The sequence below is a fragment of the Heliophilum fasciatum genome (assembly GCF_004341395.1).
GTDB lineage: Bacteria > Bacillota > Desulfitobacteriia > Heliobacteriales > Heliobacteriaceae > Heliophilum > Heliophilum fasciatum.
Genome location: NZ_SLXT01000011.1, coordinates 1 through 12,667, shown reverse-complemented (window position 1 = coordinate 12,667; position 12,667 = coordinate 1). Strand labels below are relative to the sequence as shown.

The following is a 12,667-nucleotide window of genomic DNA, read 5'->3' as shown; positions in this document are numbered from 1 at the left end:
TCTCACGGGGCATCGTCATTGTCAGTAACTTTGTTTGGTTCTTCGCTGTTTAGCTCGGGTAACAAAGTGTGAATGCAAGGGTACCTGGGCAAAATATGGGTATGAACAATATTGATTTATTTAAACTTGCATTAGGATTGAGACCGCCATGGCATGTCAAAAAAACACGCTTTTACGTAGAACAAGATCGATTGGGCATCTTCCTTGATTTTACACCTGGCGGAAAATTTGATTGCCCGGTATGCGAAGAGAAGGGCCGCAAAGCGGTTAATACATCGGAGAGAGTGTGGAGGCATATCAATTTCTTTCAGCATACCACCTATGACCTGTACCCGATTTGTTGGACACCTAAGAGTGAGATAAAATACTCTTAGGGAGAGCGATGAAAATGCCACGAACGGGAATGAGATATAGTGAAGAATTTAAGCAAAATACCCTACAAATGATCTAAAAACAGGGCCGAAGCATCACGAGTGTAGCGAAAGACCTCGGTGTCAGCAATCAAAACATCTATTGCCGGATGGAACGTGATAAAGCCAGGAAAATCCGGATCAAGTACGGATTCAGGAACTTGAAGCAAAGTTACGGGCCGCAGAGAAACGAACAGCCGACCTGGAAGAAACGGTGACAATCTTAAAAAAGCAACGGCCTTCTTCGCAACGCAACACTGGAAGTAAAGTGCCGGTTTATCCGGGACAATTGCTCCGAACATTCGGTGGCGAGGTTGTGCCATGATTTGGAGTTTCCACGGAGCAACTACTATGCCTGGATGCGCCGCAAGCCAGGCCGTCGCAAGCAAGAAGATGCCCAAGTTTTGAAGCTCATTCAAGCAAGACATCAAACAAGCAAAGGGATTTATGGGTTGACAAGATCCTGGCCGATGTTCGGGAACAGCAACGTTGCAGTCGCAAACGAGTGTACCGATGATGCAAGACCATGGAATTCGTTCAATCCGGTGCCGGAAATATAAAGCTACTACGAACTCCAATCATAACTTGCCCGTTGCGGAAAACCTGTTAAAGCAAGATTTTCACGTCGATGCACCCAATACCGTTTGGGTCTATGATATCTCGTACATGACAACTACCTTGACAAACACCGTTATCCGCATATCAATATTTTCTCCATACCATCTTATCCACTATGCCAGTGTAGGACTGGATGATCTTCACGACCTTAGTTGATACGTTTTCATCAAGGTAATCCGGTGTTGGAATGCCGGATTGTCCATTGTCATTCAACTCGACCGCTGTGGTAACCGCCTGCAGTAAGCTCTTCGTGTCGATTCCAGCGAGGATAAACAATGCCTTATCCAATGCCTCTGGGCGTTCTGTGGAAGTTCTGATACATACTGCTGGGAACGGGTGTCCGATGGACGTGAAGAAGCTTGATTCCTCTGGCAGAGTACCAGAATCAGAAACTACAGCGTAGGCATTCATCTGCAGGTTATTGTAGTCATGGAAGCCAAGCGGATCGTGCTGGATAACACGGTGGTCCAAGGCGAATTCGGACTGTTCCAGTCTCTTTTTGCTCCTCGGATGGCAAGAGTACAGAATCGGCATGTCATACTTCTCGGATAGCGTATTTATAGCTGTGAAAAGCGACAAGAAGTTCTTCTCTGTGTCTATGTTCTCCTCACGATGAGCCGAGAGGAGGATGTATTTTTTCGGCTGGAGTCCCAGCTTTTCAAGGATGGTACTATTTTTGATATCCTCAAGGTTTGCATGCAACACTTCGGCCATCGGTGAACCAGTTACATAGGTTCTCTCCTTTGGAAATCCACATTCAGCAAGATATCTTCTTGCGTGCTCGGAGTATGCCATATTCACGTCGGAGATTATGTCAACGATTCGACGGTTCGTCTCCTCAGGAAGGCATTCATCTTTGGATCTATTACCCGCTTCCATATGGAAGATAGGGATATGAAGGCGCTTTGCAGAAATAGCAGAAAGACAAGAATTAGTATCACCAAGTATTAAGAGAGCGTCCGGTTGGATAGCATTCATCAGCTTGTAGGAACAATTGATGATATTGCCAACAGTTGCACCGAGGTCATCGCCCACTGCGTCCATATATACTTCCGGGTCTGCTAGTTTCAGATCCTTGAAGAACACACCGTTGAGGTTATAGTCGTAGTTCTGTCCGGTGTGTGCAAGGATGCAATCGAAGTATTGTCGACACTTAGAAATGACCATAGCGAGTCTGATGATTTCAGGTCTTGTACCGACGATAATAAGTAGCTTTAGTTTTCCGTTGTCTGCAAATTTAATATCGCTATAATCTAACTTCATAATTATTTGTCCTCCGTTGGAGCAACTGGATCTACTGGCTCACCAAACGTATCAGGGTGATTCGGGTCAAATTGCTCATTTGCCCACATGACTATAACGAGCGACTCTGTATCGCTCAGGTTAATTATGTTATGCGTATATCCAGGCAGCATGTGGACTGCTTGGATACTGTCACCGGAGACTTCGAAGTTAAGCACCTCGTCGGATCCGATCTGTCTCTCTTGAATTAGACCGTGACCTGATACGACGATAAAGAGCTCCCACTTGGATTGATGCCAATGCTGTCCTTTGACGATACCAGGATTGATGATATTCACAGAAAACTGACCGCAGGATTTTGTCTTCAGCAACTCTGTGAAGCTGCCTCTTGCATCCACGTTCATCTTCAGCGGGAATACAACCTTAGACGCAGGCAGATACGACAGATAGGTTGAATAGAGCTTCTTGGCAAAGCTACCATCCGGTAGATCCGGCATAATCAGTGTCTGTGGTTGGTCGTGGAAGGTATACAACAAGTCCACAACCTCACCCAGAGTTACATGATGTGTTGTCGGGACGAAACAGTAACGACCATCAGCTTTCTCCACAGGATTCAAGCCGTTGTAGTCACAGTGATGTTCTTTGCCTTCAAGTGCTGCAATCATTTCTGCGACGAGGTCATCTATGTAAAGCAGTTCCAGTTCAGTGGATCGATCATTCACAGTTATTGGCAGATCGTTGGCTATACTGTTGCAAAAAGTGGCAATTACCGAATTGTATTTTGGTCGGCACCACTTGCCAAAAATGTTCGGGAAACGATAGACAAGGACACGAGCACCTGTGTCGGCAGCATACCGGAAGAACAACTCTTCACCTGCCAGCTTGCTTTTGCCGTAGTCGGACCCACTATAGCGATCGATGAGAGTCGCCTGGATTGAAGAAGACAGCATTACAGGAGCAAAATTATTATGCTTTTTAAGGGTGGCTAGCAGTTGAATAGCAAAGCCGAAATTTCCTGCAATGAATTCTGATTCATCCTTCGGTCTGTTCACACCGGCAAGATTAAAAACGAAATCTGCCTGGCTACAGTAGGCATCCAGATCTTCAGTTGTGGATTGAATATCATACTCAAAGATTTCATCAATGGCCAGCCCAAAATGCGTCCTGTCTTTTTTCTCTTTTATGTTCTTCAAAGATGTACACAAGTTCTTTCCTATGAAACCTGCTGCACCGGTAACTAAAATCCTCATCATTTCATCCCTTCATCCGAACTCAAAGGTTTAGCACAATAATATGAGCAAATCCAGACTCAATCAGAAATTACTTCTTTTCAGCAAGCAGTCCTTGGATGTAAGACAAGGCAGCTATTCTCTCCATAGTCTGCTCGACATTCAACAGTTCTGTGTTATTGGAATTGAATTCAGTGAGTGTGTTTCTCTCGGTATCTCCAACCGTGAAATACTTATTATAATTCAGATCCCTCTTGTCGCATGGTACTCTGTAAAACTTCCCCAAGTCAATGGCGTGAGCGCACTCTTCGTTAGTCAAAAGCGTCTCATATACCTTCTCGCCATGACGGATGCCGATGACTTTAATGTCCTCTTCCTTCCCGCCGAAGAGTCTGATTACAGCCTTGGCCTGAGTTTCAATTGTACACGCTGGTGCCTTCTGAACCAGTACATCACCGCTTTCGCCGTGTTCAAAGGCGAACATCACGAGATCAACTGCTTCTTCCAAAGACATGATAAATCGGGTCATTGATGGCTCTGTAATGGTGATTGGATTACCCGCTTTAATCTGGTCAATCCACAGAGGTATAACAGATCCACGACTACACATGACATTACCGTACCTGGTGCAACAAATCTTCGTACTCTTCGTTGTCCGGCTCTTAGCCACTATAACTTTCTCCATCATTGCCTTGCTCGTACCCATTGCGTTGACAGGGTATGCAGCTTTATCTGTTGAGAGGCAAATGACCGTCTTAACACCCGCATCAATAGCCGCCGTCAGTACATTGTCAGTACCAATAACGTTTGTTTTAACAGCTTCCATCGGGAAGAACTCGCAGCTCGGTACCTGCTTCAAAGCAGCAGCGTGGAAGATGTAATCCACACCGTGCATAGCATTACGGATGGACTGGATGTCTCTCACATCACCGATAAAGAACTTCACTTTTTCGGATGCTTCAGGAAAGCGTACCTGGAGGGAGTATCTTAAGTTATCTTGCTTGGCCTCGTCCCTACTGAAGACACGTATTTCGCCAATGTTAGACTCAATGAAACGGTTAAGTATGGCATTGCCAAATGACCCTGTCCCACCTGTAATCATTAATGTCTTTCCTGTAAATAACGAATTAGGTTGTACGCTCATTTTTCTGTTACCTCCCTATGTGAAAATGTTAATCAGAAATGGAATATGGTTATATAATCAGGTGAGATAATCATCTATCTTCAAAGGCCTGTATGGCTATAATTGCTCTTGAACTGCCCGCTAAAATACCACTTAGGGTGTTTGTCCGTGTTGTCAATGATTTTGATTTCTCTTCAAAACAAGAGTGATTAACACCCTTATATACATTTATTTGTTCCACTATTATTCTATTGATTTACCGAGACGGTTGATTTCCTGCCTTAATACTATAGGCTGGATAATTACATATACAGCCATTGTAATAACAGTGGCGATAATAACTCCTATCCATGAACCGATATGCGATACAAGTAGATAAGCCAATGGTACTTTTATAATTGCGCCGAGTCCAAAGCAGATAAGCTGAGGCATAAGTTTACCCATTCCATTTGCTATACTTGAGAAGATACTATTCAATATGATCAAGCTCCCAAATACTGCAAACACTGTAGCATATGTGTAATCAAGAACTATAGCATCTTCTTTTAGCCATATGTTAATTACAAACTGTAAAAACGGTATTAAAATGAACTCAAAAATGCAACCCACTGCCCCAAATAGAAGAAGTTTTTTGTACAGTTTATTAATCCATTTAATCCTCTTTTCTACAACTGCCTTTGTTATTGCAGACCAGATTGGGGTTAGTGTTAAGCTTACTATCGTCCCTATTATTGTAAATAGCTTGTAATATATTTGGTAATCTACTACATATGAACTATCCGAGAACAAAGAGATAAAATACTCATTTGTATTAATTAGGACCATGTATGCAATCTGGACAAAGAAAAACTTACCGCCAAGCCTTAATACATCAACTGTGTGATACAGGCTAAAATCAGACAGTCTCAGTCTTACACTTTTTAACCTCCTCATTGAAAAAACTACTACTGTCACAACTACGAGCGGCACATTAACCGCAAGAGTATGTACAACTGCCATCACGACAAGATTGTAATCATTAGTACCAGAAGCGGCAAAAGATACATACAATAATTGAAGTATAGAAGTTATAAGAGACAATACATTATTTATTGACGATAATTGCAAAGCATACAAAATAAAAGAAATAATTCTAAGCCAAAACTGAAGCATAATGCCACTAAAAACAATTTTAACCGACAGCAGTACAGCCTGATAAGATACTATTTCTGAGTCGATATTAAAGATCAAATTCCATGAAACGAAGTCAAATGAAAAAATAGACAGAAGAATAATTATCAGAACGACCATGCCTATTGAAATATAGGAGCTTGTAATATATTTTTTTATTGCATCATTATCTTTTTTCGCAAAGGCAACCGTGAGCTTATTGCGAAGCCCATTTCCGATGCCCAAATCAAAATTCAAAACCCATGAAATTACAGAGAGTAACGTGTACAACAACCCTAATGCGCTGTTATCGTTAAAGAAACGAATGTATGCGGGGGTTGCTAAAAGTGAAACAATCAATGCACCACCTTTAACAGAAAAGGCCCCAAACATATTAATCAGAACATTCTTTGTATCGTTGTCTGAATCTTTGATTTTTTTAATTAATTCACTTAATCTAATATGCATACACCTTTATCCATCGTTTATATCTTTCTTCCTATATAACATTGCTTTTTATACTATACTCAGTATTTTTCCTATCTCGTCCTTGAACTTCTCATCAAGTTCCTTTATTACCGCTCTTGAATTCTTCTTTTCTGCGGACGCTCTTTTTATTGCCTCAGCCACTTCTAACGGTGTCTGATTTTCGTAGTAAAATAATTCTTTACCTATAGCAGAATCTTCTATTGCGCTTATTCTTATGCTTACCACACGTAAACCGTTTGCCAAGTAAGAAAGGATTTTTGACGGGAACGAGGTCATATTAAAAGCAGCATCAGGATTCTGGGTGCTAAGACCAATGTCACATCCTTGAATAAAACGTATGTATTCTTCGCCTGATAAGCAACCGTCATAAGTTACCATAGCTTTGTTTTTGTCTGCAATTTTAGATATTAAGTTTTTCATTTTTTCTGTTTCTTCTACTGTTCCAAAGCCAATTATATGAATATGGTAGTTAGAAGGTAAATGTTCGGCGGCGGCGGCGGCTATGGCACCTCCTTTTCTAGAATCAAATGTCCCTGCGTATACCACATGGATCTGCGATTGTTTGTCGGAATGAATTTTGCTATTGAAAAACTTGCACTCTCTCGCCGCTTCTACTTGGTATGTGCCATGTATCAGTACATAAGGTTTACCCTTTTTATTTATCTGTTGATTTAATAATTCCGTCGGGAAAATGAATGCATCCGCCTGATTAAAAAAGTGCAATTCACTCTTTCTCATACGCTCATTTCCGCTAACATCAGCATATATTTCCTCAACTTCAAGTATAAGTTTAAATTTTTTGATTTTCTTTAGCAACTCAATAATTCGCATATAGCCGCAGGAATGGTAGACAATTACTTTTGAATTTTCATTGGTATTTTTATAAAGAAATCTTGCTATTTGTATCCTCATTGTAAGCCGTTGAAGAACACGAGCGCATACACTCCCGCATGGTAAAGTCGGCAACAACTGCAATTCAATATTATGTTCCAAATTAACAGAACGGGCTTCATATCGTTTTTTATTCATTGTAATTGCCGACGAAACTATTTTAACGCGATATCCGATGTCACGAAGTGATTTTGCAATGTAATTCATTTTGTTCACTGCCGAAAGAGCAACTTTTCTGTTTTCTATTTTATTTTCATTGCAGTCGTAACACCCAATGTATAGTAATTCATCCATATTATCACCTAAATATTCCCTTGTTTTTTACCAGTTAAATGCGCCAAAACTCCTGCCTGAAAAGAATACGAAATAAAGCAAGCACATACCGATAATTGCATAAGTTTTTACATCAGTTTTATTCTTTCCCGAACCAATATACCGCTCCGGTATATACGAAATAATAAATATATCGTAATACATTGCAAGCCTAAATGACACGGACATTACCATCGAAAACATCCGGAAAAACCATCCTATTACAAGCAAAGTAAGGCAATCTATTTGTTTGCCTATATCCGCATTAGCGTGCCTGATTGTAAAGGAATATATTAATATAGCTGTAAAAATAATACCATTTGTAGCATTTAACCCCTCCTGTGCTCCAGAAAGCACTCCCTCAAATCTGGTATCATTAATAATAATAATTTTCAAGAAAGATATAACCAAATCCGATCTTATTAACAAAATAACTGCTATAGGAACAAGTAACATTGCAGTTCTCTTATTTGGTTTTTCCCTTGAGATAATAAAGTAAGCGGGTAAAAAAATAAGTGCACTTTCATGGAACATGGTCGCCATCACAACAAGAACACAAAATTTTACAAGGTGCTGTTCTTTAGCCTGAATGTAAGCATAAAAAATAAATCCTATAGCAATTGCCTGTCTTAATCCGCATAGTGAAAAGAAAAAGTAGCCAAACGTGCAGTACAGCAACATGGACAATCCTCTATTTTGTGAATACTTCCAGACATAATTAATTAATGCGGCTATAGAAAAAACCGCAATCACAGCAATCCATATACGAAACGGTAAACCTAATTTGCCAAAGACACTGCCGACCAAATAATAAACCGGGTCCTTAAGAATATCAAATTGGTCGATTATGCTCTCAAATGACATTATTGCAAAACGATTGTACTCTTGTTCGTAACCATTATATCCGATGTAATCGGGGTAACCCGAATAGTTTCTGGTACAAGCAAGTATTACCAGACTTAAATAAACGAATTTTCGAACAAAGAAATCACCTTTTCTCGTTTTTGCATTACCATAAATTGCAATAAAGGCTAATATGAACACCTCAATGTATACAAATATCTGCCACACTGTTTTCGCCAACCATTCTTTTGAATAATTCGAGGTATTTCACACATTGCTTTTGTTTTTCAAATTTTTCTTTTGCTAAACTTACACATTCATCTTTGTAGTATTTTTTTCCATTACCTCTTATCTTGTCCAAAGCACAAATAATATCCTTGCCATCACCAGGCTTAACAACATAACCGCAGCGTTCATTAACAACGAATTCTGGAAGCGCGGTACTGTCATATACAATTACAGGCGTTCCGCATGCCATTGATTCAGCAACAATTTTGCCGAAGCTATCTTCGTAGGACATATGTAAATAGCAATCGGCAGTATTATAAACCTCTACTAGCTTTTCAATATTATTTATGTAACCTAGATTAATCACCCGTGGGTCATCAATTTCGTCCTTCTGTTCATTTCCGAGCAAAAGAATTTTGCAATCTGCCCATAGGTTACTTAAGAGATTTTTTTTTACCTCACAATTTCTCATGTCGTACCATTTTGTTGCTTCAACCAACACGGAAAATCCTTCTATTTTCTTGTTAGAATATTTAGGTCTAAAAACTGACAAATCAATCCAGTTCCCAATATGAACGATTTCTTTTGCGCGGCCAAATATAGGTGACTTCTTTGCTTCATTTGTTATCCACTTAGAAACACCGACAACTGCGAGATTTGTTATAGAATTAAAATATTTTTTTTTGTCGTCCCACATCTGTTTTGTACGGTCAAAAAACCATGTTCCGCCATCTTGTATCACATACTTACAGTCACCGCAGCTTCTCTTCCATTTATCGCAGCGAATATATGTATAATGAGTGCAATAGCCAGTGTAAAACCAGCAGTCATGCAAAATAGCAACAGTGGGAATTTGGTTAATACTTAAAAAAGACAAAAGCTGTGGAAGATTCACATAATTAGAGTGAAGATTATTCAAGCATACAACATCCGGTTTTTCTTTACTTAGAATCTTCAGCAAACGGTTTGTCGAGATTAAGGAGTTATGGGCATGATACCCAGTAACCCTTGACAACAAAGCCGCCAACTTGCATTCCAAAACCGATGCGACTACATATCCTCCATCACTTTTCTTTCCCTTCGAATAGATATTGACACAGTCAACACCGTTTTCCCTTAAGTATCCACATAGTTCGCTACAGTTGCGACCCGTGCTACCGTATTCATATACAGTATTAATCTGTGCAACTTTCATCATTAATCTCCTCAAACACTGATTTCAGCAGATTACGCAAGGAATCGGGACTGTGATTTTTCTTAGCACACTTAACAGCATTATCAGCAGTTTTGGTACAAAACTTTGGATCAAAAATGATATTGCAAACCGTTTGTCCAATCTTATCCGGATTTGTTACAACTACGGCAGCATTATTTTCTTGAAGATACTGAATCGAATTTGCTCCCTCGTTTCCAAAGGCAATTATACACTTGCCTTTTGTCAAATAATCCGTTATTTTGGTGGAAAAAGAAAGCCGTACTCGTTCTAAATTCTCCTTGTCATATGGCTCGGCATAGACAAGAAAATCTGCTTTTGCTTGCACCTTTTGAATTTCTTCATAGCTAACGGGCGGTATAATTTTTATAACATTAGTTGTTTCAATATTCATGCAATCTTCCTCGGAGAGTGCCGTATTCGTATAGATTTCAAGAACAATTTTTTTGCAACAGCTGAGTTTATTGATTTCCTGGCCAACCTTTATCAGTGTTGCCAGTCTTCCAGACCCAACGTTACCTGTATAAACCATCTTAACCGTTTCGCTGTCAACAATACTTGCATAGTCAAATGCTGTTTCAATAACCTGTTCGGGAAGATATGATTTTTGTACTACCCACATTTCCTTGTTAAGCTGCTTAGAATACTCTTTTGCCATCAGTGGACTAATTGCCAGATTAACAAATGAATGATTGGCTGCCTTTTTGATTTTCTTCTGCAGTCTTTTACGGTAGGCAACAAACAGATCGGATTTGCTGTCTTTAGGAACCGATAAGTTGTCATCTGCATGGAAGAGAACAACTTTTGCACCAGTGTAAGTTCTGACAAACTCAAGTACATCAAACGGATACAGGCAATTGTAGACAGGCATGAACACAACATCTGGCTTTATTTCATCAAGATACTGCTTAAGTGGTTTACCATCCCAACGCTTCACTGCCCATATTATCTCGCGGATAATTTTCAGTACCAACGAATTATGTCTCTTATTTACATCGACATAAATCCTATTCCCACCGGATGAAAGCTGTGTATTGCAAGACATTTCTTGTTCATACTTCTTGCAACAAAAGTGCTTTATCATTTTTTCCTCTGAAATAACAAAGCTTCTCTTGCATACAACAGAATTCATTGGCTCTTCTTTCAATGCCAGATTATAAAAGCTGTACTCAGACAACCCCTGGAAGAAGTTCTCAAGTGTGTTACCGGTATTGTTGCTGGTATTCCAAGCACCGCGGGTTATCACCAATATATTCATACTCTTTTCCTAATCACGCGAGCGGGCACGCCACCAACTATAGTATTCGGTGCAACGTCTTTTGTAACAACGGCCCCTGCAGCAATAATGGCCCCTTGACCAATATGTACACCCATCATAATTGTTGCCTTTGCTCCAATCCATACATTGTTTTCTATGACAACACTCTTTACTTGAATCCCTTGATCTTTAATTGGCTTATGGATATCAGTGAATACATGCTCAGATGACATGATGGTTACCATGTGACCAATTGAAACATTATCTCCAATCGTTATTCCGCCTCTTGCTTGCAGATAGCAGAATTGATTAATTGAAATATTATTGCCAAGTTTAAGGTTTTCAGGGTTATACAGGATAACACCCTCATCAATAGCAACATTCTCCCCGCATTCTCTGGCAATGGTTCTTAACGCGGCGTAACGCAATCCTATTGCAATTTTGCCACTTCTCCTGTTCAACCGATTTATATAAAAAATTCGCGCATGAATGGGAAGTATTCTTATAATACGAGATAGAAACCAAATAAAAAAACCGTATTTTTTATATTTATCACGGTTTCTTTTCTCATTCAAAGTAACTTTTACACCTTTCATTTGTGTTTCATTCTTTCTATAGAATATTTTTCTTTTTTAACAATCCATAAAGACTGGCCTTACTTAACAATCGTTCATTCGTGTTCGGTTAACCAAATTCACCCCAAAAAGAACACGTACAAATCAAACAAACTCCGATTTACAACAGTTTCCGGTTATTGTTGCAATCGTAATGAAGAATACCCACAATATGGGGTCCCCTTTTGCCTTGGGAACATGAAGCGGCATTTCCAATGTGGTGAATCCATTGATAAATTTCACTATATATGGTTAACCGATCACGAATGTACCGACATGACATACTACAAAGTCGCTGCCAAGTTCGGCACCAAAAACGACGCCAGCCATTTTTTAAAAAATTATCTGCTGTGCTTGAAAAAGCCCCTCCAGATAGAGGTCAATGCTCTGAGAATTTCATCAACTAGCAATATACTTCACCGTATATTATTATCAGTGATTGCCGGCAATTCTATAGCAGGGCAAACCTTTTCACATCCGGCCTGTTGATTATCCAAAATAATCAATGAATATTATGAGATCGATGAGCTCAAACACAGAAATCAAATGCGACGATGATCTCAGTTGGCAGCGAATGTATAAGAAGATGACATAAAATGCAACCAAGGTAGTTTTTTGCAATGTTGTACGCTTTTTATTTGATGAAACGTTTTTATCATTAGGACGGACCATAATTAAAGCACAAAAAAGCTGTCCAAAGACGGCATTTTAAGTAGTAGCGAAGAAATTCGTTAGTTTTAAATATTGCTTAAGGAAGCGAAAAAGAAGCTCGACTTACCAGCGGCATTGATACATTTCCGCATTATGCTCTACGGGATCATTACGAATATTTATATCCAAATACATGAAGTGTCGGGGTCGTCCTCAATAACAATAATTCAATAGCGATGGACGGAACGTTTTTCGCTATTACCTATATGAGTCTGTCTAAAAACCCCCGCATCCCAAGGGGTGATTCAAAAAACGCATTATTCGATGGTATTTTGCACCATTTAAAGGTATTTTGACTTCGCATGTCGAATCAAATGAAGAAACGATCGATTCGAAA

The 12,667-nt window shown here is 39.6% G+C and carries 9 protein-coding genes and 1 pseudogene; all 10 read right to left on the bottom strand.

What is annotated here, in order from left to right:
* Window positions 1–436: 436 nt before the first annotated feature.
* Window positions 437–811, bottom strand: a complete 375-nt coding sequence (locus EDD73_RS07405) for a hypothetical protein (protein WP_131919155.1) — start codon at window positions 809–811, stop codon at window positions 437–439.
* Window positions 812–1,112: 301 nt separating this feature from the next.
* Window positions 1,113–2,291 (bottom strand): non-hydrolyzing UDP-N-acetylglucosamine 2-epimerase, encoded by a 1,179-nt coding sequence (wecB, locus tag EDD73_RS07400; RefSeq protein WP_131919154.1) that lies wholly within the window; start codon window positions 2,289–2,291, stop codon window positions 1,113–1,115.
* Between the two features lie 2 nt (window positions 2,292–2,293).
* Window positions 2,294–3,520, bottom strand: coding sequence for a polysaccharide biosynthesis C-terminal domain-containing protein (locus EDD73_RS07395; protein WP_131919222.1), 1,227 nt, complete (start codon window positions 3,518–3,520; stop codon window positions 2,294–2,296).
* Between the two features lie 70 nt (window positions 3,521–3,590).
* On the bottom strand, window positions 3,591–4,643 hold the full coding sequence (locus EDD73_RS07390; RefSeq protein ID WP_131919153.1) for a polysaccharide biosynthesis protein: 1,053 nt from the start codon (window positions 4,641–4,643) through the stop codon (window positions 3,591–3,593).
* A gap of 222 nt (window positions 4,644–4,865) precedes the next feature.
* The gene (locus EDD73_RS07385) at window positions 4,866–6,239 is read right to left on the bottom strand and encodes a lipopolysaccharide biosynthesis protein (RefSeq protein WP_131919152.1); all 1,374 of its coding nucleotides are present in this window, start codon (window positions 6,237–6,239) and stop codon (window positions 4,866–4,868) included.
* A 48-nt stretch (window positions 6,240–6,287) separates the two neighbouring features.
* Entirely contained in the window at window positions 6,288–7,445 is a 1,158-nt protein-coding gene (locus EDD73_RS07380) for a glycosyltransferase (protein WP_131919151.1), read from the bottom strand.
* Window positions 7,446–7,472: 27 nt separating this feature from the next.
* On the bottom strand, window positions 7,473–8,534 hold the full coding sequence (locus EDD73_RS07375) for an EpsG family protein (RefSeq protein WP_165876379.1): 1,062 nt from the start codon (window positions 8,532–8,534) through the stop codon (window positions 7,473–7,475).
* On the bottom strand, window positions 8,509–9,729 hold the full coding sequence (locus tag EDD73_RS07370; protein ID WP_165876378.1) for a glycosyltransferase: 1,221 nt from the start codon (window positions 9,727–9,729) through the stop codon (window positions 8,509–8,511). The genes EDD73_RS07375 and EDD73_RS07370 overlap by 26 nt, the downstream gene beginning before the upstream one ends.
* Entirely contained in the window at window positions 9,710–11,005 is a 1,296-nt protein-coding gene (locus tag EDD73_RS07365; protein ID WP_131919148.1) for a glycosyltransferase family protein, read from the bottom strand. The genes EDD73_RS07370 and EDD73_RS07365 overlap by 20 nt, the downstream gene beginning before the upstream one ends.
* Window positions 11,002–11,163: pseudogene (locus EDD73_RS15600) on the bottom strand (DapH/DapD/GlmU-related protein); the annotation flags it as partial. The gene EDD73_RS07365 and the pseudogene EDD73_RS15600, both read right to left, overlap by 4 nt.
* Between the last annotated feature and the right edge of the window lie 1,504 nt (window positions 11,164–12,667).